Source organism: Verrucosispora sp. WMMD703 (genome assembly GCF_049178935.1).
Taxonomy (GTDB): Bacteria; Actinomycetota; Actinomycetes; order Mycobacteriales; family Micromonosporaceae; genus Micromonospora; species Micromonospora sediminimaris.
In genome coordinates this window covers 5,906,032-5,929,889 of the sequence record NZ_JBMHMM010000004.1, presented here as the reverse complement: position 1 = coordinate 5,929,889, position 23,858 = coordinate 5,906,032, and the positions used below count along the sequence as shown (strand labels likewise).

General features: G+C 71.7%; 20 protein-coding genes and 2 pseudogenes. 14 read left to right on the top strand and 8 right to left on the bottom strand.

Features of this window, described 5'->3' with window-relative positions; translation table 11 throughout:
- The first annotated feature begins 158 nt into the window (after positions 1-158).
- Together ACN26Z_RS27475 and ACN26Z_RS27470 are read left to right on the top strand one after the other, a co-directional pair.
- Positions 159-1,184 (top strand): ABC transporter substrate-binding protein, encoded by a 1,026-nt coding sequence (locus tag ACN26Z_RS27475; protein ID WP_093403654.1) that lies wholly within the window; start codon positions 159-161, stop codon positions 1,182-1,184.
- 97 nt (positions 1,185-1,281) lie between these two features.
- Positions 1,282-2,142, top strand: coding sequence for an ABC transporter permease (locus tag ACN26Z_RS27470; protein ID WP_093403655.1), 861 nt, complete (start codon positions 1,282-1,284; stop codon positions 2,140-2,142).
- A gap of 26 nt (positions 2,143-2,168) precedes the next feature.
- Here the strand turns inward: ACN26Z_RS27470 and ACN26Z_RS27465 are convergent, their stop codons facing one another.
- Positions 2,169-3,350, bottom strand: a complete 1,182-nt coding sequence (locus ACN26Z_RS27465) for an ABC transporter substrate-binding protein (protein WP_093403657.1) — start codon at positions 3,348-3,350, stop codon at positions 2,169-2,171.
- 446 nt (positions 3,351-3,796) lie between these two features.
- Here ACN26Z_RS27465 and ACN26Z_RS27460 point away from each other — a divergent pair, with 446 nt between their 5' ends.
- Genes ACN26Z_RS27460 through ACN26Z_RS27445 form a run of 4 tightly spaced genes read left to right on the top strand, consistent with a single transcriptional unit; the run spans position 3,797 to position 8,309 of the window.
- A complete protein-coding gene (locus ACN26Z_RS27460) occupies positions 3,797-6,892 on the top strand; it encodes a nitrate- and nitrite sensing domain-containing protein (protein ID WP_421464029.1) in 3,096 nt (1,031 codons plus the stop codon).
- Complete coding sequence (locus ACN26Z_RS27455) at positions 6,889-7,296, top strand: roadblock/LC7 domain-containing protein (protein ID WP_093403659.1); 408 nt, start codon at positions 6,889-6,891, stop codon at positions 7,294-7,296. Before ACN26Z_RS27460 ends, ACN26Z_RS27455 begins: the two co-directional genes overlap by 4 nt.
- A 46-nt stretch (positions 7,297-7,342) precedes the next feature.
- Positions 7,343-7,705 carry a DUF742 domain-containing protein gene (locus tag ACN26Z_RS27450; protein WP_093403660.1) on the top strand — a complete coding sequence of 121 codons (363 nt, stop codon included), beginning with the start codon at positions 7,343-7,345 and terminating at the stop codon, positions 7,703-7,705.
- Positions 7,686-8,309, top strand: a complete 624-nt coding sequence (locus tag ACN26Z_RS27445; protein WP_093403661.1) for a GTP-binding protein — start codon at positions 7,686-7,688, stop codon at positions 8,307-8,309. Before ACN26Z_RS27450 ends, ACN26Z_RS27445 begins: the two co-directional genes overlap by 20 nt.
- 49 nt (positions 8,310-8,358) lie before the next feature.
- Here the strand turns inward: ACN26Z_RS27445 and ACN26Z_RS27440 are convergent, their stop codons facing one another.
- The 6 genes and pseudogenes from ACN26Z_RS27440 to ACN26Z_RS27415 form a co-directional block, all read right to left on the bottom strand.
- The gene (locus tag ACN26Z_RS27440; RefSeq protein WP_282236851.1) at positions 8,359-9,447 is read right to left on the bottom strand and encodes a uroporphyrinogen-III synthase; all 1,089 of its coding nucleotides are present in this window, start codon (positions 9,445-9,447) and stop codon (positions 8,359-8,361) included.
- Positions 9,447-9,794: a nitrite reductase small subunit NirD gene (gene nirD, locus ACN26Z_RS27435; RefSeq protein ID WP_093411477.1), complete on the bottom strand. Its 348-nt coding sequence runs from the start codon at positions 9,792-9,794 to the stop codon at positions 9,447-9,449. Before nirD ends, ACN26Z_RS27440 begins: the two co-directional genes overlap by 1 nt.
- Entirely contained in the window at positions 9,791-12,313 is a 2,523-nt protein-coding gene (gene nirB, locus ACN26Z_RS27430; protein ID WP_093411474.1) for a nitrite reductase large subunit NirB, read from the bottom strand. Before nirB ends, nirD begins: the two co-directional genes overlap by 4 nt.
- Positions 12,310-13,755 carry an FAD-dependent oxidoreductase gene (locus ACN26Z_RS27425; protein ID WP_421464025.1) on the bottom strand — a complete coding sequence of 482 codons (1,446 nt, stop codon included), beginning with the start codon at positions 13,753-13,755 and terminating at the stop codon, positions 12,310-12,312. Before ACN26Z_RS27425 ends, nirB begins: the two co-directional genes overlap by 4 nt.
- Positions 13,752-14,336 (bottom strand): annotated as a pseudogene (locus ACN26Z_RS27420) (molybdopterin oxidoreductase family protein); the annotation flags it as partial. The gene ACN26Z_RS27425 and the pseudogene ACN26Z_RS27420, both read right to left, overlap by 4 nt.
- Positions 14,337-14,420: 84 nt before the next feature.
- Positions 14,421-15,830: pseudogene (locus ACN26Z_RS27415) on the bottom strand (molybdopterin oxidoreductase family protein); the annotation flags it as partial.
- A gap of 237 nt (positions 15,831-16,067) precedes the next feature.
- Between ACN26Z_RS27415 and ACN26Z_RS27410 the strand changes: the two are divergent.
- The 8 genes from ACN26Z_RS27410 (at position 16,068) to ACN26Z_RS27375 (ending at position 22,653) form a co-directional block, all read left to right on the top strand.
- Positions 16,068-16,760, top strand: coding sequence for a class I SAM-dependent methyltransferase (locus ACN26Z_RS27410; protein ID WP_421464023.1), 693 nt, complete (start codon positions 16,068-16,070; stop codon positions 16,758-16,760).
- Between the two features lie 32 nt (positions 16,761-16,792).
- Complete coding sequence (locus ACN26Z_RS27405) at positions 16,793-17,050, top strand: DUF6364 family protein (protein WP_093411463.1); 258 nt, start codon at positions 16,793-16,795, stop codon at positions 17,048-17,050.
- Entirely contained in the window at positions 16,989-17,333 is a 345-nt protein-coding gene (locus ACN26Z_RS27400; RefSeq protein ID WP_282236856.1) for a type II toxin-antitoxin system PemK/MazF family toxin, read from the top strand. Before ACN26Z_RS27405 ends, ACN26Z_RS27400 begins: the two co-directional genes overlap by 62 nt.
- A gap of 107 nt (positions 17,334-17,440) precedes the next feature.
- Complete coding sequence (locus ACN26Z_RS27395) at positions 17,441-18,808, top strand: NarK family nitrate/nitrite MFS transporter (RefSeq protein ID WP_093411458.1); 1,368 nt, start codon at positions 17,441-17,443, stop codon at positions 18,806-18,808.
- Positions 18,809-19,018: 210 nt separating this feature from the next.
- A complete protein-coding gene (rplM, locus tag ACN26Z_RS27390; RefSeq protein WP_093411456.1) occupies positions 19,019-19,462 on the top strand; it encodes a 50S ribosomal protein L13 in 444 nt (147 codons plus the stop codon).
- A 20-nt stretch (positions 19,463-19,482) separates the two neighbouring features.
- Entirely contained in the window at positions 19,483-19,947 is a 465-nt protein-coding gene (rpsI, locus tag ACN26Z_RS27385) for a 30S ribosomal protein S9 (protein ID WP_018784602.1), read from the top strand.
- A gap of 134 nt (positions 19,948-20,081) precedes the next feature.
- Positions 20,082-21,434, top strand: coding sequence for a phosphoglucosamine mutase (glmM, locus tag ACN26Z_RS27380; RefSeq protein ID WP_282236857.1), 1,353 nt, complete (start codon positions 20,082-20,084; stop codon positions 21,432-21,434).
- Positions 21,435-21,672: 238 nt separating this feature from the next.
- Positions 21,673-22,653: a hypothetical protein gene (locus ACN26Z_RS27375; protein WP_421464019.1), complete on the top strand. Its 981-nt coding sequence runs from the start codon at positions 21,673-21,675 to the stop codon at positions 22,651-22,653.
- An 11-nt stretch (positions 22,654-22,664) separates the two neighbouring features.
- Here the strand turns inward: ACN26Z_RS27375 and ACN26Z_RS27370 are convergent, their stop codons facing one another.
- On the bottom strand, positions 22,665-23,858 hold the full coding sequence (locus tag ACN26Z_RS27370; protein WP_421464017.1) for a pyridoxal phosphate-dependent aminotransferase: 1,194 nt from the start codon (positions 23,856-23,858) through the stop codon (positions 22,665-22,667).

Here is a 23,858-nt window from a genome sequence, read left to right as displayed (position 1 = left end):
CCGGTACGCCTGGCGTCGCAAAGGTGGGGTTCTCGTACGCTGTGCCCGCGAGAGTCCCCCTCGATACGCGGTGTCGGCTTCCATCCGGCTGCCGGTGCCGCCCCGACAACTCCCTTCCGGCGGCCCGACGCCCCGGTTGGAAAGGACAAGGTGCACTGATGAGAAGGCTGACCCGTACGGTCGCCGCGGCCACGATGGCCACCGCGCTCGCCCTGGTCTCCGCGTGCAGCAGCGGCTCGGATGACGCTGACGGCAACGACGTCGGCTCGTCCCTGGAGCAGGTGACCTACCTCACCTCGTTCGGCAACTTCGGGCGCGACGCCTACGCCTGGGTGGCCAAGGAGAAGGGCTACTTCAAGGACGCCGGCTTCGACGTCGAAATCAAGCCGGGGCAGGGCACCGGCGCCGTGATTCAGACGGTCGTCGGCGGTCAGGCGCACTTCGGCCCGATCGACCTGACCGGTGGGCTGCTTCAACTCGGCAACGGTGACGCGAAGGACTTCGTCGCGGTGGCCGCCATCCAGCAGCGCACCATGGCGGCCATCGCCACCGTCGACGACACGGGCATCACCACCCCGAAGGACCTGGAGGGCAAGACTCTCGCCGACACCCCCGGCTCGGTGGTCCGCAACCTCTTCCCGACGTACGCCCGCATGGCCGGCATCGACTACACCAAGGTGAAGTGGGTCAACGGCGAGGCGCAGACCCTGATGGGCACGCTGGCCTCCGGTTCCGTCGACGGCATCGGGCAGTTCGTGGTCGGCCAGCCGACCATCGAGGCGGTCACCAAGAAGAAGGCCGTCCTGCTGCCGTACAGCAACGTGATGCAGGACCTCTACGGCAACGTGCTGATCACCTCCAAGCAGTACGCCAGCGAGAAGCCGGAGCAGGTCAAGCGGTTCACCGAGGCGCTGCTCAAGGGTCTGGAGTACGCCCTGGCGAACCCGCAGGAAGCGGCCGAGATCCTGGCCAAGAACGCCGAGGCGGTCGTGCCCGCCGCCGCTGCCGCCGAGCTGCAGTTGATGGCCGGCTACGTCCGCTCCAGCAACTCCGGCACCGCGCTGGGCACGCTGGACAGCGGCCGGGTCGCCAAGAGCATCGCGATCCTGCGTGGTGCCGGCGCCCTGAAGTCGGACCTCACCCCCGACCAGATCATCGACTTCAACCTGGCGCCGAAGGCCTGAGCCAGTCGGTACCGCACAGAGCACGCCGCACCGCATCGCCGGTGCGGCGTGCTCTGCTCCCCGCTCACCAGAACGCGCTGAACCGCAGGAGGATCCGATGACCGACGTCCGTCCACGGCAGCCGGAGGCTACGCTCGCCCCCGAGCAGTCCCCGGCCGTACCGCGGGGCCGACGGTGGCGAGCGGGCGGCCTGCGCTCGGGTACGACGGCCACCCTGCTACCGGCCGCCGGGCTGCTGGTCGCGCTCGGTCTCTGGTGGCTGGTGGCCCGGCTGGAGCTGATCCATCCGGCCGCCCTGCCGCCCCCCGGTGACGTGCTCACGGCATTCTCCGACCGGCCGGCCCGGCTGCTGGAGCACACCGTCGCCACCACCGGTGAGATCCTGCTCGGCTTCGCACTCTCCGCGGTGGCCGGGGTGCTGATCGGCCTGGCGCTGGCGGCCTCCCGGACGGTCGAGCGGATGTTCACCCCGCTGCTGGTCGCGGTCAACGCCGTTCCGAAGATCACCCTGGGCCCGCTGCTGGTGGTGGCGCTCGGTTGGGGTCAGAAGCCGATCCTCACCATGGTCTTCCTGCTCTGCTTCTTCCCGATCGTGCTCTCCACCGCCACCGGGCTGACCACCACGCCGGCCGAACTGGCCGAACTGGTGCGGTCCTGGAACGCCTCCCGTTGGCAGACGTTCCGTAAGGTCCGCTTTCCGGCCGCGCTCCCGCAGATCTTCGTGGGGCTGAAGGTCGCCATGCCGCTGGCCGCGATCGGTGCGGTGATCGGTGAGTTCCAGGCCGGTGAGGGTGGCCTCGGCTACGTGATCCAGCAGTACGCCGGCATCGGCGACACCGCCACCGCGTGGGCCGCGATCATCCTCGTCGCCCTGGTCAGCATCCTGCTCTACGCCGCGCTGGTCCTCGTCGAGCGGCGCAGCCTGCCCTGGCTGCGGGAAACCACCTCCACCCGCTGAGGCGCCGTCGGGTGCCCTGCGGCGGTTCAGCTGGCCAGACGCCAGCGGCCGTTGCGGGCGATCAGGGTCGTCAGCGCCTGCGGCATCAGCCCGGAGTGGTTGTCCGGCGTCATCCGGATCGGACCGGACAGGCCGTCCATCTGGGACGTCTCCAGCACGTCGCGGAGGCGGTCCCGGTCGACCTCGCCGACGGGTCCGCCGGCCCGCAGCTCCGCGTCGGCGATCAGCTGGATCGCGTCCGCGGCGAACGAGGCGGAGCCGTGGTAGCCGCCGTACCTGGCGGTGTAGTCCTGGAACCACTGACGGCGCGCGGCCTTCGCGGGGGTGGTCGCGATGACGTCGTCGATCACCATCGTCTGGGTGAAGACCAGGGTGGCCCGTTCCGCCGACCTGGCGGCCGAGCCGAGGAAGAGGTCGCCCGCGGCGGAGGCGTCCAGGAACAGGGAGCCGGTGTAGTCGGCCCGCTTGACCGCGCTGGAGGCGAGCATCGCCTGCTCCGGAGGGGTCCAGATGATCACGGCGTCGGGGTCTGCCGCGACCAACCTGCCGGCCTGCCCGTCCAACTCCGTGTCGGTGCCGCGGGCGGACGCCTCGGTCAGCACCTGGATGCCGACCTTGCCGAACTCGCGGCGCAGGGCCGTTGCGCCCTCCTGGCCGTAGGCGTCGTCGCTGCGCAGGAGGCCGACCGTGTCGATGTTGCGGCGGCGCAGCTCGACGGTGAGCGCCGCAGCGTTGTCGGCGGCGTTGGGGGCCAGCTTGAACATGTAGCGGCGTTCCGCGACCGGGTTCACCACGGCGCCGGCCGCCGCGAGCGCGATGGTCGGGATCCGGTTCTCATTGACCGTACGCACCGCACCGACCGCGCATTCGTTGCAGCCACCCATGACGATGGCGGTGACCCGCTTGTCGTTGCTGAAGTCGACGATGTTCCGCAGTGACTCACTGGCGTCGGAACGGTTGTCCTTCAACAATAGTTCGACCTTACGGCCGTTGAGTGCCCCCGAGGCGTTCAACTGATCCCGCTTCAGTTCCAGGGCCTGCCGGTACGCCTTGCCGACCCCGGCCGCGGCACCGGAGAGCTCCAGGTCGGCGGCGATCACAATCGGGCTTGTGTCCTGCTCCTCCCCGCCGAACTGACAGCCGCCGAGGGTGGTGGCGAGCAGGGTCGACACGAGCGCCGTGGCGGTCGCGGAGCGGAAGGGGGTCAACTCGGTCCTCCTGATGCGGCACGGGCGGGGGCCCGGTCACCGGCGGCGCATCCGTCCTCTGTGGATAATGAGACGGCTCTGCCGTACCGTGTGCGCGAAGCCTGCAAAACCTTGCCAATGCCGGGCGCTGTGGTCAAGCGGGCCAGCGAAGACGTTTCGGGACGCCGATCCCACATACTGGCGTAACCAAATGTTTTCAAATGCTCACTGTGGCGAGTCGTATGGCCACTCTGGAGTTACATGCCCTGTTCAGGGGCGCTGTGGAAATGTAGGTATTAGTTGACCGCATCACGGGTTGCGTGCCGTCCGACCGTTTCCTGCCCTCCTGCGGCTTCCCAAACACGATCTCGTCTGATGAAATCGCGGCCGTGCCGCGCGTGGCGCCGGCCGTCGCTCCGCGTACGGGTCGGCGGTCCTGGCGGGAAGAAATCGACGGAGGCGATGTCGTGAGCACCGGACCGACGACCCTGCCCGCCCGTGGTGACGCCGCGCAGAAGGACGGCGGTTGGCTGCCCCGGCTGCGCGACGCGCGGATCCGGTCCAAGCTGGCGCTGATTCTGGTCGTTCCCGTGGCGGCGGTCATCGCGCTGGCCACGGTCCGCCTGGTCTCCGTCGGTGAGGGCGCCTACGACGCGAGTCAGTCCCGCGCACTCACGGCGTTGTCCATCGATGTCTCCGCGCTGACGAACGACCTGCACGCCGAACGGATGGCGGCGGCGGCCTACCTCGCCGCACCGCAACAGCGGGCCGACGCGTACAACCTGCGGGTTCGCGAGACCCAGCAGCGGATCGACGAGTACCGCGCGGAGCGGGACCGGGTCGGCGATGCGCCGGCGGCGGTCCGTGACCGGCTCGCGGCCATCGACGCGCACCTGGACACCCTCGACGGGACCCGGCAGGAGGTGCTCGCCCGGGAGCAGATGGAGGTCGCCGAGGCGGTGCTGCGCTACGGCGTGGTCCTCAACGACCTGGTCGCCTACGGCGACGGGCTGGCCCAGTTGCCCGGCGACGAGGAACTCGGTGACAGCCGCCGAGCGGTCGCCGCCTTCGCCCGGGCGAAGGCGGCCGTCGCCGAGGAGGAAGCGGTCACCTTCACGGCACTGAGTGGCGGCCGGCTGGACAACGAGCAGTTCTCCGCCTTCGTGGCCACCCTCACCGGGCAGCAGGAGGCGCTTGTCGCCTTCTCGCTCGCGGCCGACCCGGTGCAGCGTGCCTTGGTCGAGAGCACCGTTTCCGGTGACGCGGTGGTGCTGGCCGACCGGATCGCCACCGACATCAGCCGGTCGGTCAACCAGCGTGCGCCGTTCACCGCACAGGAAGCCACGGCGGCGATCGGCGCGGTGAACGAGCTGATGCGGTGGGCCGAGATCGAGCTGCAGAGCCGCCTGCTCGCCCAGGCCGAACAGGCCCGCTCCGACGTCATCCGGCAGGCCGTCGTCGAGACCACGTTGGTGCTGCTCACGCTGATCATCGCGGTGACCCTGGCCGTGGTGCTGGCCCGCTCGCTGAACCACTCCCTGCGCCGGCTGCGGGAGGGCGCGCTCTCCGTGGCGAACCACGACCTGCCGGAGGCGGTGCGTCGGCTACAGGGGATGGGCAACGTCAGCGACGGCAGCGTCGACGAGATCGTCCGCGAGGTACGCGACCCGATCCAGCTCAGCAACCGCGACGAGGTGGGGCAGGTCGCCTCGGCCTTCAACGTCGTCCACCGGGAGGCGGTCCGGGTCGCGGCCGAACAGGCGGCCCTGCGGACCAGCGTCTCGGCGATGTTCCTGAACCTGGCCCGACGCAGTCAGACCCTGGTCGACCGCATGATCGGCGAGCTGGACGCGATCGAGCGCGGCGAGGAGGATCCGAAGCGGCTCGCGCAGCTCTTCGAGCTCGACCACCTCGCCACCCGAATGCGCCGCAACGACGAGAACCTGCTCGTGCTGGCCGGTGCGGATTCGGCCGTACCGCGCCGCGACGACGCCCTGCTGGTGGACGTGCTGCGGGCCGCGCAGTCCGAGGTGGAGCTCTACAACCGGATCGAGTTCGGCACGGTCGACACCGACGTGTCCGTGGCGGCCCACGCGGTCAACGACGTGGTGCGGCTGGTGGCCGAGCTGCTCGACAACGCCACCCGTTTCTCGCCGCCCAACACCACAGTGGTGGCCGACGGGCGGCGGATCCGGGACTACGTGCTCATCCAGATCGAGGACCGGGGCCTCGGCCTCTCCGACGAGCAACTGGACTCACTCAACCGGCGGCTGGCCGCACCATCCGCCGTCGACGTGGCGGCGTTCCGCCTGATGGGTCTGGCGGTGGTCAGCCGGCTGGCGGCCCGCTACGGCATCCGGGTCGAGCTGCGGCGTAACGTCGAGGGCGGCACTGTCGCGCAGGTCACCCTGCCGGCCGCCACCGTGGTGCTGCCCAGCCTGCGCGGTCGCGACCAGGCGATCACCCGACCCCGGCAGCCGCTCGCGGTCGAGCAGACGCCGCTGGCGTCGGTCGGTCTTGGCGAGGGGGCCGGGGTCACCGGCCGCGGCAACACCGCCACCCTGGTCGACCGGTGGCACAACGGGACTTCCTCCGCCCCGCACTGGCCGGCGACGGAGGCGGCTCCCGCCGACCCGCCACCGGCCCGCACGCCGCCGCCGGCCTTCAACGGATTCAACGCGGGCACGCCGACGGTCGCGCAACCCACCCTCGATCCGCTGCCGAACCGGGGTGCCGGTGACCCGGGTCAGTCCGCGGGGCCCGGCCTGCCGGTGGGGCCGGTCGCGGGTGCGGGGGTCGCCGCGCCCACCAATTTCGCCCCGGCCGCCGGTCAGCAGCCCGGTGGCGGAGATTTCGACGGCTCCGGATTCCGTGGACTGGGCGCCAGCCTGGCTGCCACCGCACCGCCCCCGACGCGTCCGATCACCGTGCCACCCGAGCAGTCTTCCGAGGCGCCGATCTTCCGGGAGATGGAGGCGGTCTGGTTCCGGTCGCACGGCAACGACGTCACCACGATCTTCAGCCGGCCACAGTTCGACGAGCCACCCCCGCAGGCGGCCGCCAGTCCACCGGCGGCTCCGGTCGAGCCGACCAGGGGACGGAGTCCGTTGCCAACGCGTACGCCGGGCGCGGCCGCCGCCGCGACACCCGCCCCGCCACCGTCGTACACTTCCTCGTCCGCCAGCACGGCTGGTCCGGCGCCGAGCGCGCCGCCGACCCCGCCCGCGCCGCCACCGCCGTCCGCGCCACCGCCGTCCACCGGGCCCGAAACCGGTCCCTCGGAGGACGACGCCTGGCGCACGGCGGCCGACGAGGGCTGGTCACGGGCCAGCCGGGCGGCCGAGCCCACCCCCGCCGGTACGACCCGGTCGGGGTTGCCCAAGCGGGTGCCCCAGGCACAGCTCGTGCCCGGTGGCATCGAGCCTCGCGGCGGGCGTGAGCACGGCCGCCGGACCCCCGACGAAGTACGCGGTCTGCTGTCGGCGTATCACCGTGGCGTCCAACGTGGTCGGACGGCCGGCGCCAGTCAGATCAGCACCTCGACCAAGGAGACGAGCCGATGAACAGGCCAGCGGCCATACAGGACATGGGTTGGCTGCTCAGCAACTTCGCCGACAGCGTGGCAGGCATCGCCCACGTGGTGGCGGTGTCCGCGGACGGGCTGTTGCTCGCCTCCTCCCGGGATCTGCCGGCGGACCGGGCGGATCAGCTCGCCGCGATCACCTCCGGCGTGGTGAGCCTGACCGAGGGCGCCGCACGCATGTTCAGCGCAGGCGGCGTGTTGCAGACAGTGATCGAGATGGACAGCGGCTACCTGTTCCTGATGTCCATCAGCGACGGATCGTCGATGGCGGTGCTCGCGGCGCGTAGCTGCGACGTCGGCCAGGTGGGCTACGAGATGGCGTTGCTTGTGGAACGGGTCGGTGCGGCGCTGGTACCGCTGCCCCGGGACGCGGTGCGGTCGTAACGGGTGCGCCGGACCGGCGGGCGGAAGGCAGAGGAGGTGATCGCGGATGGAACGGCAGCGTGACCCACGGGGTGCGCTGGTTCGGCCGTACGCGGTCACCCGGGGCCGGACCGAGCCGTTGCAGGACATCGCGCTGGAAGCGGTGTTGGTGGCCAGTCCCACCCAGATCGCCGAATCACGTTTCGCCGGGCACGACAAGCATCGCATCGCCATGGTCTGCGAGGGCCGGCCCGAGTCGCTTGCGGAAATCGCCGCGTACACCCGGCTACCGCTGGGTGTCGCCCGGGTGCTGGTCGCCGACATGGTGGCCGAGGGCCTGCTGACGCTACAGACGGCCGCTCCCGCCACAGGTTACGAGGAGCGGATGGAAATGCTGGGAAGGGTGCTGAGTGGACTTCGCGAGCTATGACCCCGCCGGGGCCCGCCAGAGCCGGGGAATCATCTCCGCGAAGATCGTCGTCGCGGGTGGCTTCGGTGTCGGCAAGACCACGCTGGTCGGTGCGATCTCCGAGATCACACCGCTGACCACCGAGGCGGTGATGACCTCGGCCGGCGTCGGCATCGACGACCCGTCCAAGGTGCCGGGCAAGGAGACCACCACGGTCGCCATGGACTTCGGCCGAATCACCATGGCACAGGATCTGATCCTGTACCTCTTCGGTACGCCTGGGCAGACCCGGTTCTGGTTCATGTGGGACGAGATCATCCGAGGCGCGGTGGGCGCTGCGGTGCTGGTGGACACCCGCCGGATCACCGACGCGTTCGCCCCGCTGGACTACTTCGAGAACCGAAACCTGCCGTACGTGGTCGCGCTCAACCGGTTCGACGGCGCGCCGCAGTACGAACTGGACGAGGTCCGCGAGGCCCTGGCCATCTCGCCGGACGTGCCGTTGGTGATGACCGACGCCCGTCAGCGCGATTCGGTCAAACGGGTCCTGGTGACAGTTGTCGAACACGCCATGGCGCGACTTCAGGCCGAGCACGACCGGGGTTTCCCGACCCCGGTCGGTTAGGCCCTGTGTCGAAGTCCCGCCGGCCCGGTGACCGCCGGGCCGGCGGGGCTCAGTCGACGCGGAGGCGGTAGCCCCGTTTGACCACCGTCTGCACGACGCGTGGCGCCTTCAGGCCGGCCCGCAGCCGGGCCACCGCCATCTCCACCGCGTGCTCGTCGGCGCCCCGCGGCAGCGTCCGCAGCAGAGCGGTACGCGACAGCACCCGGCCCGGCGTCTGCGCCAGCGCCCGCAGCACCGCCATCGGCGCCGGGGCCAGCGGACGCAGCTCGCCGTCGACCACCGCGGCGTGGCCGCGCAGGGTGAGCAGGTGGCCGGCGACCTTGATGGTCACCGTGCGGCGGGGCAACTCGTCGACGATGGTGCGGACCAGCGCGCCGAGCCGGGCCCGGGTCGGCGCGCTCACCGGCACCCCGCGCCGGAGCAGCGGCTCGGCGGTGACCTGCCCGACGCAGCTGGCCAGCACGTCAGTGCGCAGCGCGTCCAGCACCGCGTCCGTGCGATCGCCGGAGGCCCGCAGCAGCGCCTCCACCGCCGGCGCCGAGGTGAAGGTGACCGCGTCGACCAGCCGCCCCGCCACCAGGTCGACCAGCCGGTGCAGCGGCGCAGGGTCGGTCGGTGGGGCCCAGCGGTAGACCGGGATCTCGATGACCGTGGCGCCGGCCTCCTCCAGCGCGCGGGTGCACTCGGGTTGCCGCTCGCCGTGCAGCTGCATGGCGATCACCTGACCCGACACGCCTCGCCGGCGCAGGTGATCGACCACCTCGTCGCAACTCTCCGAGGCGGGCGACCACTGGTCGAACAGGCCGGCAGCGCGGATCGCCCCACGGGCCTTGGGGCCTCGGGCCACCACGTACGCGTCGCCGAGGACCCCGCGCAGCGGCTCGGCGAGCCCCCAGCCCTCGGCTGCCTCCAGCCAACCGCGCATCCCGATGCCGGTGTTGGCCATCAGGATGTCGGGCGGCCGTTCCAGGCAGGCACGAGTGGCCTCGCGCAGCTCGGTGTCGTCCGCGAGCGGCACGATCCGCAGAGCGGGAGCGAGCACCACCCGCGCACCCCGCCGTTGGAGCAGCGCGGCGAGCTCGTCCCGCCGCCGGTCGGCGGTCACCCCGATGGTGAAGCCGGCCAGTTCCTCGCGCATCAGCCCTCCTGTCGCAGCCGCACCTCGACCATGCCGTTGTGGCAACGGATCTGGTGCCGAGCGACCGAAACGCCCGGCAGGTCGAGACAGTCCCCCGTGCGCAGGTCGTACACCTGCTTGTGCAGCGGCGACGCGACCGTCGGCACCTCGCCCCGGCTGCCCACGATGCCGCGGGAGAGGACGTACGCCCCGGAGACCGGGTCGAGGTTGTCGATCGCGTACAGCCCGTCCGCAGTCCGGAAGATCGCCACCTGCACCCCGGCGACCAGGGCGGCGACGCCCCGGTCCCGGTCCAGGCGATCCAACGGGCAGACGGTGACCCAGCTCAGTGTCGTCGCGGCGGTCATCGACGCACCTCCGGCAGGCCGAGCGCGACCGGTTGGCGGCCCTGCGCGCCGGACGGATGACCGCCGACGGGTATCGGCTGTCCGCGTTCGGTGACGAAGGTGATCGACGGGTCGGGGACCTCCGGCGCGTTGACGAACGAGGTGAACCGGCGTAGCCGGTCCGCGTCGGACAGGACGTCGCGCCACTCGTCCGAGTACGACACCACGTGCCGGGCCATCGCGGCGTCGAGTTCTTCGCAGAGGCCGAGCGAATCGTCCACGATCACCGCCCGGAGGTGGTCCAGGCCCCCGTCCATCGCCTCGATCCAGGCGGCGGTGCGTTGCAGCCGGTCGGCGGTACGGATGTAGTACATCAGGAACCTGTCGATCAGCGTGACCAGCGCCTCGGTGGACAGGTCGGTGGCGAACAGATCGGCGTGCCGGGGCCGGAAGCCGCCGTTGCCGCCGACGTAGAGGTTCCAGCCGGTCTCCGTGGCGATCACACCGAAGTCCTTGCTGCGGGCCTCGGCGCATTCCCGGGCGCAGCCGGAGACCGCCGATTTGATCTTGTGTGGGGCGCGGAGTCCCCGGTAACGCAGCTCCAGGGCGACGGCCAGGCCGACCGAGTCCTGCACGCCGTAGCGGCACCAGGTTGAGCCGACGCAGGACTTCACCGTGCGCAGCGCCTTGCCGTACGCGTGCCCGGACTCGAACCCGGCGTCCACCAGCCGACGCCAGATCTGCGGTAGCTGGTCGACCCGGGCGCCGAACAGGTCGATCCGCTGCCCACCGGTGATCTTCGTGTAGAGGTTGAAGTCGCGGGCCACCTCGCCGATGACGATCAGCTTCTCCGGGGTGATCTCCCCGCCCGGGATTCTGGGCACCACCGAGTAGCTGCCGTCACGTTGCAGGTTCGCCAGGAAGTGGTCGTTCGTGTCCTGCAACGAAGCCTGCTCGCCGTCGAGGATGTGGCCGTTGCCGAGCGAGGCGAGGATCGAGGCGACGACCGGTTTGCAGATGTCGCAGCCCTGTCCCCGACCGTGCTCGGCGATCAGCCGGGAGAACGTCCGGATGCCGCGTACCCGGATGATGTCGAACAGCTCCTGCCGGCTGACGTCGAAGTGCTCGCAGAGCGCCTTCGACTGGACGACGCCGGCCGCGTCGAGCAGTTGTTTGAGCATCGGTACGCAGGAGCCGCAGCTCGTCCCGGCCCGGGTGCACGCCTTCAGGGAGGCCACGTCGGCGCAGCCGTCCGCGATCGCCGTGTCGATGTCCGCCCGGGTGACCGCGTTGCAGGAGCAGACCTGGGCGGTCGCGGGCAGGGCGCCGGCCGTGGCGCCCACCGCTTCGTCGCCGGCCAGCAGGGCCAGCGGTGCGGCCGGCAGCGGCCCGCCGACGCTGGCGCGCAACGTGGGGTACGCGCTGGCGTCGCCGACCAGCACCCCGCCGAGCAGCGTGGACGCGTCGTCGGAGAGGACCAGTTTGGCGTACACCCGGGCGGCCGGGTCGGTCCAGGTGACGTCCAGGCAACCGGGCGTCGCACCGTGCGCGTCGCCGAACGAGGCGACGTCGACGCCGAGCAGCTTGAGCTTGGTGGCGGTGTCCGCGCCCGGGAAGGTCGCGGCGCCGCCGACCAGCCGGTCGGCCACCACCTCGGCCATCGCGTAGCCGGGGGCCACCAGGCCGTAGCAGGTGCCGTCGACCGCCGCGCACTCGCCGACCGCGTAGATCCGCTCGTCCGTGCTCCGGCAGGCGGCGTCGACCAGGACACCGCCGCGTGGCCCGATGTCGAGCCCGGCGGCCCGGGCCAACTCGTCGCGGGGCCGGATGCCGGCGGCCACCACCACCAGGTCGGCGTCGAGCACCGCGCCGTCGGCGAGTTCCAGCGCGGCCACCGCTCCGTCCGCGTCGGGCCGCAGCGCGGTGGTCGCCACGCCCAGGTGGCAGGCGACGTCCAGGTCCTCGACGTAGCGCCGGAGCATCGCGCCACCGGCGGTGTCCACCTGCACCGGCATCAGCCGCGGGGCGAACTCCACCACGCTGGTGGTCAGCCCGAGCAGGCGTAGCGCGTTCGCCGCCTCCAGGCCGAGCAGCCCGCCGCCGATCACCGCGCCGGTGCGGCGGTCCTTCGCGTACCGGCGGATGGCGGCGAGGTCGTCCAGGGTCCGGTAGACGAAGACGCCGGTCAGGTCCGCGCCCGGCACCGGTGGCACGAACGGGTACGACCCGGTCGCGAACACCAGGACGTCGTACGGGTGCTCGCCGGACGTCGTGGTCACCACCCGGCGGCTCCGGTCCACGCCGGTGGCCCGCTCGCCGAGGCGCAACTGCACCCCGTCGTGCGGGGTGTGCAGGTTCAGGTCCTCCTCGTCGGCACCGTCGAAGTACGCCGAGAGCCGCACCCGGTCGTACGCCGGCCGGCTCTCCTCGGCGAGCACCGTGACCCGCCACCGCCCCTGTGGGTCGCGGGCCCGCAGCGCGTCCACGAACCGCTGGCCGACCATGCCGTTGCCGATGACGACCACGTTGCCGCCGGTCATCGCCCCACCTCCACGGGATCCGTTCTGGACAACCAGTCGACGATGCCGGCGACCGCGTCGCGGCAGCTGCCGCAGCCGGTGCCGGCCCGGGTCCCCGCGACCACGGCGTCGACCGTGCGGGCTCCGTCCCGCCAGCAGCGCACGAGGGCGCCCTTGCTCACCGTGTTGCACTGGCAGACAGTGGCCGCGTCCGGCATCAGCGCCGGTGACGCGGCCGGTGCCGCGACCGCCCCGCCCACTGCCCGGCCGAGCAGCAGCGCCCGCCGGTCGGTGGGCACCGGGTGACCGCGGTCGAACAGTTGGATCACGGTGCCGACCGAGGGGTTGTCGCCGAGCAGGATCGCGGCGGCCAACCGATCGTCGTGAATCCGCAGCCGGGCGTACGTCCCCCGGGCCGGGTCGGCGAAGGTCAGCTCCTCGCCGGGGCCCTCCGTGGGGTCGCCCATCGCGGCGAGATCGATGCCGGCCGCCTTGAGCCGGGTGACCACCGGTCGCGCCCGGTACCGGGCCTGCGGGTCCTGCCCGGTCACCACCTGGGCCACCACCCGGGCCTGTGCCCAGGCCGGCGCCACCAGCCCGGTGAGCGTGCCGTCGTGCTGGGCACAGTCGCCGATCGCGGAGATGCGCTGGTCGCTGGTGCGCAGCCGGTCGTCGACCAGCACCCCCCGTTCCACCTTCAGGCCGGCTGCCGCGGCGAGGTCGGTGTCGGGGCGTACTCCGCAGGCGAGCACCAGCAGGTCGGCGTCGAGCGACCGACCGTCGGACAGCTCCAGCCGCACCCCGGTGGCGTCGGCGCGCAGCGCGGTCGGCTCCACCGCCAGGTGGGTGGTCACACCGAGATCGGCGAGCGTACCGGCGAGCATCGCCCCGGCGGCCGGGTCGAGCTGACGGTCCATCAGGTACGGCACCCGGTGCACCACGCCCACGTCGAGTCCGCGTAGCGCCAGCCCCCGGGCCGCCTCCAGGCCGAGCAGCCCGCCGCCGAGCACCAGGGCGCGCCGGGCGGCACCGGAGAGGGCGACAATGCGTCGACAGTCGTCCAGGGTGCGGAACGGGACCACCCGCTCCGGCAGGCGTGCCGGGTCGAGCCCGGGCAGGGCGGGCACCACCGCCCGGCTGCCGGTGGCGAGGACCAGGTGGTCGTAGGGGATCCGGTCGCCGTCGTCGGTGCGTACCAGCCCGCTGGCACGGTCGATCGCGCTGACCGTGACCCCGGTACGCAGGTCGACGCCGCGCCCGGCGACCTCCGCGAGCTCCACCTCCGACTCGCCGATCTTGCCGGTGAGCAGGGTGGACAGCATGATCCGGTTGTACGCGGGATGCGGTTCCGCACCCAGCACGGTGACCTTCAGGTCCTCGCCCCGGGCGTGCAGTTCAGCCGCCACCCGGGCGCCGGCCATGCCGTTGCCGACCACCACGATCCGCTCGCTGCGCCCGGTCATGCCTTCTCCACCCGTACCGCGCAGATCTTGAATTCCGGCATCCCGGAGACCGGGTCGACGGCGTCGTTGGTGACGGAGTTCGCCCGTGCCCGCCCACCCCAGTGGAACGGCGCGAAGACGGTGTCCGGCCGGATGCCCGGGCTCAGCCGGGCCGGTGCCTGGAACTCGCCGCGTCTGGAGAGCACCCGTACCGGCTCGCCGTCGGCGACGCCCAGCCGCTCGGCGAGATCCGGATGCAGCTCCACGAAAGCCTCAGGGGCGGCCCGCCGCAACGCGGCCACCCGGCGTGTCTGGGTGCCGGACTGGTACTGGGCGAGCACCCGGCCGGTGGTGAAGTGCAGCGGGTAGTCGGCGCAGACCTCCTCGGCCGCCGGCCGGTGCTCCACCGGGTGGAACCGGGCCAGCCCGTCGGGAGTGGCGAAGCGGTCGGCGAAGAGTCGGGGCGAGTCGGGCCCCTCGTCGTCGGGGCACGGCCAGAAGACGCCGTCCGCGGCGTCGATCCGGTCCCAGCTGATCCCGGCGTAGTCGGCGATGCCGCCGGCCGAGGCCCGGCGCAGCTCGGTGAAGACGACCTGCGGGTCCGATGCCTCCGCTTCGCTCGGGCGCGTGCCCGGGGTCGAGCCGGGGCCGTCTCCCGGCAGCGCGCGGAGTGAAGGTGTTCCTCGTAGCCGGGCGGAGAGGGCGGCCAGGATCTCCAGGTCGGTGCGGACACCCGACGGGGGCGGACGGAGCGCCCGTCGACGCAGCACCCGCCCTTCCAGGTTTGTCATCGTGCCGTCCTCCTCGGCCCACTGGGCGGTGGGCAGCACCACGTCGGCCAGCGCCGCCGTTTCGGAGAGCAGGAAGTCGGCGACGACCAGCAGGTCCAGGTCGCGCAGGCGGCCCTCGACCCGGGCGGCGCGAGGTGCGGAGACCACCGGGTTCGAGCCGAACACCAGCAGCGCCCGTGGCCCTCCGTCGGTGCCGAGCGAGTCGAGCAGTTGGTACGCCGGCACGCCCGGCCCGGGCAGCTCGTCGGCCGGCACCCCCCAGACCCGCGCGACGTGGGCCCGGGCCTCCAGGTCGTCGATCTTGCGATACCCGGGGAGCTGGTCGGCCTTCTGCCCGTGCTCCCGGCCACCCTGCCCGTTGCCCTGCCCGGTCAGACAGCCGTAGCCGGAGCCGGGGCGACCGGGCAGTCCGAGCGCGAGGGCGAGGTTGACGAAGCCGGTCACGGTGTCGACGCCCTTGGCGTGCTGTTCGGCGCCGCGGGCGGTCAGGATGATCGCCCGTTCGGCGGTGCCGAGCGCCCGCGCGGTCTCCTCCAGGTCGGCCACGGGCACGCCGGAGAGCGCTTCGGCGCGCGCGGGCCACCAGCCCGCCACGGTGCGTCGCACGGCGGTGAATCCGGTGGTACGGGTGGCGACGTAGTCACCGTCGACGTAGCCCTCGGTCAGGGCGATGTGCAGCAGCGCGCTGGCCACCGCCAGGTCGGTGCCGGGCAGCGGTTGCAGGTGGAGATCGGCCTGCCGGGTGGTGGCGGTCACCCGTGGGTCGATCACGATCAGCTTGCCGCCCCGCTCCCGTTGCTCGGTCAACCAGCGCACCAGCGGCGGCATGGTCTCCGCCGGGTTCGCGCCGACCAGCAGCAGAGTGTCCGCCCGACCCAGGTCGGACAGCGGGAACGGCAGCCCCCGGTCCACGCCGAAGGCGCGCATGCCGGCGGCCGCGGCCGAGGACATGCAGAACCGTCCGTTGTAGTCGATGTGCCGGGTGCGCAGCGCCACCCGCGCGAACCGGCCCAGCGCGTACGCCTTTTCGTTCGTGAGCCCGCCCCCGCCGAAGACAGCGACCGCGTCGCGGCCGTGCTTTTCCTGCACCTCGCGAAGCCCGGTGGTGATCCGGTCCAGCGCGGCCTCCCAGGTGGCCGGACGCAGCTCGCCGGTGGCCGGGTCGCGGAGCAGGGGAGTGGTCAACCGTTCCGGGTGGCTGAGCAGCTCCGGCGCGGTCCAGCCCTTCTGGCAGAGGCCGCCCCGGTTGGTGGGGAACTGGCGAGGTAGCACGCTTACCGCGTCGTCCTCCTCGCGCAGGACCATCCCGCACTGGAGGGCGCAGTACGGGCAGTGGGTCGCCACCTCCCGGGGCTCGCGCCCCGGTCGCGTCGCCGGCCGTGCACCGTCTGTCATGTCGGCAAAGCGTGCCGTTGGGCAGTTTCCGGTCCGCGTCCCGTTTGTTTCGGTCCTGTCAAGAGCCGCTCACACCGCACCTCGGCAGAGGGCCAGCTCGCACCATCTACAATGTGGGATAGATATCCTGAAATATGGGAGGTCGTCATGGGTGTGGCCGAGGCGTTCGACGCGGTGGCGGATGGCTACGATGCCGCCCGCCGCAGGCTCGTGCCCTGCTTCGACGCGTTCTACACCACCGCCGTCGAGGTGGCCGCGCCGCCGTTGCGCGCCGCCCTGGCGGCCGGGCGTACGGCCGAGGTGCTCGATCTGGGCGCCGGGACCGGCCTGCTGTCGTCGCTGATCTCCGCCGTCGTGCCCGGCGTGCGGCTGACCCTGGTGGACGGCGCGCCGCAGATGCTGGCCCTCGCCGCCGAGCAGTTGACCGGCCGGGGCGTCGCGCACCGGGTGGTGGTGGCCGACCTGGCTGACCCGCTGCCCGCCGGGCGGTACGACGCGGTGGTCAGCGCGTTGGCGATCCACCACCTCGACGACTCCGCCAAACGCGACCTCTACCGCCGGGCGGCTGCGGCGCTGGTGCCCGGCGGAGTCTTCGTCAACGCCGAACAGGTAGCCGGTCCGACCCCTGAGCTGGACCGGCGCTACCACGAAGTGTGGCTGGCACAGGTCGCGGCGCTCGGCGCCGACGCCGCCGAGATCGCCGCAGCCGAGCAGCGGATGGCCTACGACCGCCCCGCCCCGGTGGCGGAACAGTGCCGTTGGTTGACCGAGGCGGGCCTGGCGGACGTCGACTGCTTCTTCAAGGCGTGGCGTTTCGCCGTGATCGGTGGTCGGGGATGACTGGAAGTCATACCGGCGGGTAGTCTGCCGGTATGACAGCCAAGGTGACTCTGTCGTTCGCCGACGAGACGATCGCGGATGCCCGGCGGTTCGCCAAGCAGGAGGGGCTCTCGCTCTCAGCCTGGATGGACCAGGCGGCCCGGGAGAAGGCGCTGCGCGAGGTCTTCGCCGCGCACGCCGCCGCGGTCGGGCGGGCCGGGCTGGATCTGGAATCCGCCTCGCTGGCCGATGCCCAGGAGGTCGGTATGGTCGACGACCTGCTCTTCGGCGGTCCGCCGCGTGCTGCGTAGGGGCGAGGTCTGGCGGATCGAGGGGGCCCGGGAGCGCCTCGGCCTGGTGATCAGTTCCGATGTCTACAACTCGACGGCGGTGCCCATCGTGATCGTGGCCGAGGTGGTGGAGGCGGCGCTGCTGCGCGACTCACCACTGGCGGTGTCGATGGGGGAGCGGGTGGTGATGCCCGACCGGATCTCCTCGCCGATGAAGAAGTGGTTCACCGAGTGCGTGGACGTCGCCGACGCGGAGACGATACGGCGGGTGGACCGGGCGTTGCGTATCCTTCAGCAGCTCTGAGCCGACGCGCTCCTCACCGCCGCCGTCGAACGGTGGTGCGATCCACGTTGCCGATCTGACCCGAACGGCGAACGCCGCGGTAACGGCGGCTCCCTAACTTCTGCGGCATGACCACCACGAGCGAGCAGCCGACGGTAATCGAAGAGGAGAGCCTGGATCGCCGACCAGGTCGGTGGATCGGGCACTGGGCACCGGAGGATCCCGCCTTCTGGCAGCGGACCGGCCGCGGCGTCGCCCGACGCAACCTCATCTGGTCGATCTTCGCCGAGCACATCGGCTTCTCGGTGTGGCTGCTCTGGAGCATCGTCGTCGTCCGGCTCGGCGACTCCGGGTGGCAGCTCACCACCAGCCAGGCACTCTGGTTGACCGCCGTGCCCAGCGGAGTCGGCGCCCTGCTGCGACTGCCGTACACCTTCGCCGTGCCGGTTTTCGGCGGCCGCAACTGGACCGTCATCTCGGCGTTGCTGCTGATCGTGCCCTGCGCCGGACTGGCCTGGGCGGTCGAGCACCCGGAGATCGGCTTCGTGTCGCTGCTGCTGATCGCCGCCACGGCCGGATTCGGTGGCGGCAACTTCGCCTCCAGCATGGCCAACATCTCGTTCTTCTACCCGGAGCGGGAGAAGGGATGGGCGTTGGGGCTCAATGCCGCCGGCGGCAACATCGGGGTGGCCGTCGTGCAGTTCGTGGTGCCCCAGGTGATCGTGCTGGGCGGCGGGCTCGCGCTGGCCCGGGCCGGTCTGATGTACATCCCGCTGGCGGTGATCGCCGCCGTCTGCGCGTACCTGTTCATGGACAACCTGGTCGAGGCGAAGGCCGACGTGCGGCCGGTCTGGTCGTCGCTGCGGCACCGCGACACCTGGATCATGTCGCTGCTGTACATCGGCACCTTCGGCTCGTTCATCGGCTACTCGGCTGCCTTTCCCACCCTGCTCAACTCGGTGTTCGGTCGGCCGGACGTCGCGTTGGCCTGGGCGTTCCTCGGTGCGGGAGTGGGCTCGCTCTGCCGGCCGTTCGGTGGCCGCCTCTCCGACGTCGTCGGTGGGGCCCGGGTCACGGTGGCCAGCTTCGTGTTGATGGCGGTCGGTGCCCTGGGCGCACTCTGGTCGGTCGAGCAGCGCAACATGGGCCTGTTCTTCGTGGCCTTCCTGCTGCTCTTCGTGGCCACCGGCGTCGGCAACGGCTCGACCTACCGCATGATCAGCAGGATCTTTCAGATCAAGGGTGAGGAGCGGGGCGGCGCGCCGGAGGTGATGCTGGCGATGCGCCGGCAGGCCGCCGGTGCCCTGGGCATCATCTCCGCGGTCGGCGCCTTCGGCGGATTCCTGGTGCCGATCTGCTACGCCTGGGCCCGGTCGACCTACGGAGGCATCCAGCCGGCGTTGCGCTTCTACGTGGGATTCTTCCTGGTGCTGCTGGTGGTCACCTGGGCGGCGTACCTGCGTCCCGGCAGCCGGATGGCCCGCGCCGGGGTGTGACGACCGTCATGTAGGAACCCGCTCAGCCTCGCCGGCCGGACCCCGTTTTGACCGGCCGGCGGGGCTGCGGGTATCGTTGCCTGCTGTTGTACGACATCTGTGGGCGTGCCGCCTGAGGTACGCTTGGTCGTTCGTGCGCGCTGGTCCGGCTGGGATGTCCTGGTCACCTCGGCGCGCTACCCCAGACCGACGACGAGACAAGGTAGACCTGTGCGTACGTACAGCCCGAAGCCGGGTGAGATCGAGCGTCAGTGGCACGTCATCGACGCCTCTGATGTCGTGCTGGGCCGCCTGGCCACCCACGCCGCCACGCTGCTGCGGGGCAAGCACAAGCCGACTTTCGCGCCGCACGTCGACACGGGCGACTTCGTCGTCGTCGTGAACGCGGGCAAGGTAGCGCTGACCGGCAACAAGCGCCAGCAGAAGATCGCTTACCGGCACTCCGGTTACCCGGGTGGCCTGAAGCAGGTCGGCTACGAGGAGCTGCTGGCCAAGCGCCCCGAGCGGGCCATCGAGCTGGCGGTGAAGGGGATGCTCCCGCACAACAAGCTCGGCCGTCAGCTGATCAAGAAGCTGAAGGTCTACGCCGGTGCCGAGCACCCGCACGGCGCGCAGCAGCCGGTGCCGTTCGAGATCAAGCAGATCGCGCAGTGAGCGCGGGCGAAGGAAGCAGCATGACCGACATCACCGCCACCGAGGTCGCCCCTGAGGCCACCGAGGCGCCGGCGCCCGTCGCGCGCGCGCCTCGTGGTGACCGCCCGATCCAGACCGTGGGTCGGCGCAAGGAGGCCATCGTCCGGGTGCGCATCGTGCCGGGCACCGGCAAGATCACCTGCAACGGGCGTGACCTGGAGGCGTACTTCCCGAGCAAGGTGCACCAGCAGCTGATCAAGGATCCGCTGGTGACCGCCGAGAAGCCCGAGGCGTTCGACGTCATCGCCAACCTGCGTGGCGGTGGCACCACCGGCCAGGCCGGTGCGCTGCGGCTGGCCATCGCTCGGGCGCTGATCGTCAGCGAGCCCGACGACCGCCCGGCCCTGAAGAAGGCCGGCTTCCTGACCCGGGACGCCCGGGTCAAGGAGAGCAAGAAGTACGGCCTCAAGAAGGCCCGTAAGGCTCCCCAGTACTCGAAGCGCTGATCTCCAGCCGCACCTTGTACTTCTGACGGACGGCCGGTTCGCCTCCCCTCGACAGGGGGAGGTGGGCCGGCCGTTTCGTCGCCTCACGACAAGGCGTTTTTCCTCTATCGGCAGTTCATCGGAGGTTGGTGGGTATGGGCCGGTTGTTCGGCACGGACGGCGTACGCGGGCGGGCGAACGCCGATCTCACCCCGGAGTTGGCGCTCTCGGTGGCCGTCGCGGCCGCCCACACCCTCGCCGAGTCGGACCGTGGCCGCGCCCCCCTGGCCGTGGTGGGTCGGGACACCCGGGCCAGCGGCGAGATGCTTGAGGCTGCCGTGGTGGCCGGGCTGACCAGCGCGGGCGCGACGGTGATCCGGGTGGGTGTGCTGCCCACCCCGGCGGTGGCGTTCCTCACCGCAGAGGCCAAGGCGGATCTCGGCGTGATGCTGTCGGCCTCGCACAACCCGATGCCGGACAACGGGATCAAGCTGTTCGCGGCCGGTGGGCACAAGCTGCCCGACGAGATCGAGATGCGGATCGAGGCGGCGATCGAGGCCAACGCCACCACCGCCTGGAAGCGCCCGGTCGGCGCGGGAGTGGGCCGGGTACACGACCTGCTCGACGGCGCGAACCACTACGTGCAGCACGTCGCCGGAACCGCGGCGCACCGCCTCGACGGGATCAAGGTCGTGGTCGACTGCGCCAACGGCGCCGCCGCCGAGGTGGCCCCGGCGGTCTACCGCGAGGCCGGTGCCGAGGTCATCGCGATCAACGCCGAGCCGGACGGGCTCAACATCAACGACGAGTGCGGCTCCAACCACATCGAGGCGCTGCGCCAGGCGGTGGTGGAGCACGGGGCGCAACTCGGCATCGCGCACGACGGCGACGCCGACCGGTGCGTGGCCGTGACCGCCGACGGCGACGAGGTCGACGGCGACCAGGTGATGGCGATCCTGGCGCTGGCCATGCGAGAGGCCGGCACGCTGACCGGGGACACCCTGGTCGCCACCGTGATGAGCAACCTCGGTCTGCGCCTGGCCATGTCCGCGGCGGGCATCCGGCTGGTCGAGACCAAGGTCGGCGACCGGTACGTGCTGGAGGAGCTGCGCGCCTCCGGGCTGGCCCTCGGCGGCGAGCAGAGCGGACACATCGTGATGCCGGCGTACGCGACCACAGGTGACGGGGTCCTCACCGGGCTGCACCTGATGGCCCGGATGGCGGCCACCGGCCGCTCCCTGGCGGACCTCGCCAGCGTGGTCAACAAGCTTCCCCAGGTGCTGATCAACGTGCCGGTCGGCGACCGTACCGTCGGCGCCGCCGCACCGGCGGTACGCGCCGAGGTCGAGCGGGCCGAGGCCGAGCTGGGTGAGACCGGCCGCGTGCTGCTGCGCCCGTCGGGTACCGAGCCGCTGGTCCGGGTGATGGTCGAGGCCGCCACCGAGCAGAAGGCCCGTGAGGTCGCCGAGCGGATCGCCGACCACGTCCGTACCGCCAGTCCGGCCTGACCCACACCGCCGGCTGCGATCGGCTCGGCCGAGGCCGCACCCGCGTCCCCCTACTGTGTAGCGTGCCGTGGGACGATGACCGCCGGCCGCCGTACGGGCGGACGCCACATCTTCGGGGGTGACTGTGTCCCACCCAGGTTCTCCTGGTTCCCTCGGGCAGCCCGCCGGCCAGCCGCTGGCCGAGGCCCCGTCCAGCGCACCACAGAGCTGGATCGGGGCTCACTGGGGTCGCCTGCTCATGATCGTGGTTGCGCTGGGGCTGGCTGTCGGCTCCGTGGCGGCACCGTGGTCCGAGGTGACCCTCAGGGTGCTGGGCCGCACCAGGGGTGACTCGCTCGTCCATCAGGATTCGACCGCCGGGCTCGCGGTTACCGAGATCGACGGTTGGGGATGGGCGTACCTGCTCGTGCTGGTGCCGCTGGTGCTGCTGGCAGTTGCCTCGGCGGTGCTGCCGGGCACCGCGGGGCGGGCCGCAGCTGTCGCGGCGGGCGGCGCGCTGCTGGCCATGTCGACGGTCCTGGTCGGCGCCGCCTACCACCTCTCCTCAGGACCGGACGAGGCAGCTGCCCGCTGGGCCGAGGTCGTCCGCCGGCTGGCGCCGATGCTGGACGGGGACTACGGGTCCATCTCGTACGGCTACGACAGTCCCGGTCTGACGTTCGCGGTGCTCGCCGTCTCGGCCCTCGCCATCGTGGTGCTGACCAGTTGGTGGCCGGGCTCCGGCCGGATCGTCACCGCCGCGGCCGGCTCCTTGGCGCTGCTCGCCGGCCTGGCTCTGCCCTGGTTGACCGTGTACGGCGCGACCGCTGACGAACTGGACCGGCGCAACGTCTGGTGGCCCACCTTCGGCACCGCGTCGGTGCTCACCATGGTCGGCACGCTCGCGTTCGCCGCCCTGACCTGGTGGGCCGCGCTACGCCGGTCGACCCGGGGCCGGCTGCCCCTGCTGCTGGTGACGGTGCCGGCGGCCTTCGCGCTCGTCCTCATGCACGATTACCTCGGGCTGGACCCTGAGGAATGGCAGGACGCGGCCGAGCGTGCCCGCTTCCTCGCGGTCACCGACGACATCCGGTCCGCCGCCGAGCTGGCTCAGCTCGCGCCCGTACTCTTCCTCGTCGCGATGGTGCTGGCCTGGTCGGCGGCGCGTCGACGGGCCCGGGCCGCACGGTCACCGCACGCTGTGCCGGCGGACGCCGGGACTGCCTACGCGCCGGGTTGACCCGACTTCGATCATCGGAACTCGGGCAGCCGGCGCAGCCGGGTCACCGCCTCGGCCAGCACCTCCTGGCGTTTGCAGAAGGCGAACCGGATCAGCCGCCGGCCGGCCTCGGGATCGTCGTAGAAGACCTGGGTGGGCACCGCCACCACGCCGGAGCGCTCGGGCAGCGCGCGGCAGAAGTCGACCCCGTCGGTGCCGCCGAGGTCGGTGATGTCGGCGGTGACGAAGTACGTGCCCTCGGGGGTGAGCACGTCGAACCCGGCCGCGGTCAGCCCGTCGACCAGTTGGTCACGGCGGGCCTGTAGGTCGGCCCGGAAGGCGGTGAAGTAGTCGTCGGGCAGCGCGAGCGCCACCGCCACCGCTGGTTGCAGGGGCCCGGCGTTGACGTAGGTGAGGAACTGTTTGACCCGCAGCAGCGCCGACACCAGCGTCTCCGGCCCGCTGGCCCAACCCACCTTCCAGCCGGTGCAGGAGAAGGTCTTGCCGGCCGAGGAGATCCGCAGGGTGCGCTCGCGCATCCCGGGCAGCGTGGCCAGCGGCAGGTGCCCGCTGGCGGCGTCGGTGAAGGCCAGGTGTTCGTACACCTCGTCGGTGACCGCGTACGTGTCGTGCTCCTGGCACAGCTGCGCGATCAGGGTCAGCTCGTCCGACGTGAACACCTTGCCGGTCGGGTTGTGCGGAGAGTTCAGCAGCACCAGCCGGGTACGCGCGCCGAACGCGGCCCGTAGCTCCGCCGGATCGAAGGTGTACCGCCCGTCGGTGTCCGGGCGGAGCGTCACCGGTCGCCGGATCGCACCGGCCAGGGCGATCGAGGCGGCGTACGAGTCGTAGTAGGGCTCGAAGCAGACCACCTCGTCGCCGGGTTCGCAGAGGGCGAGGATGGCCGCGGCGATGGCTTCGGTGGCACCGGCGGTCACCACCACCTCGCCGTCCGGGTCGTACTCCAGCCCCCAGAAGCGGCGCTGGTGCGCGGCCACCGCCGCCCGTAGTTCGGGGACGCCAGGGCCGGGCGGGTACTGGTTGCGGCCGGCGGCCAGGGCCTCCGCCGCGGCGGCGAGCATCTCGGGCGGGCCGTCGGTGTCCGGGAAACCCTGCCCGAGGTTCACCGCGCCGGTACGCACCGCGAGGGCGGACATCTCGGCGAAGATCGTCGTCCCGAACGGGCGCATCCGGGCCACCAGCGGGTCGACATCGCTGCTCGTCAC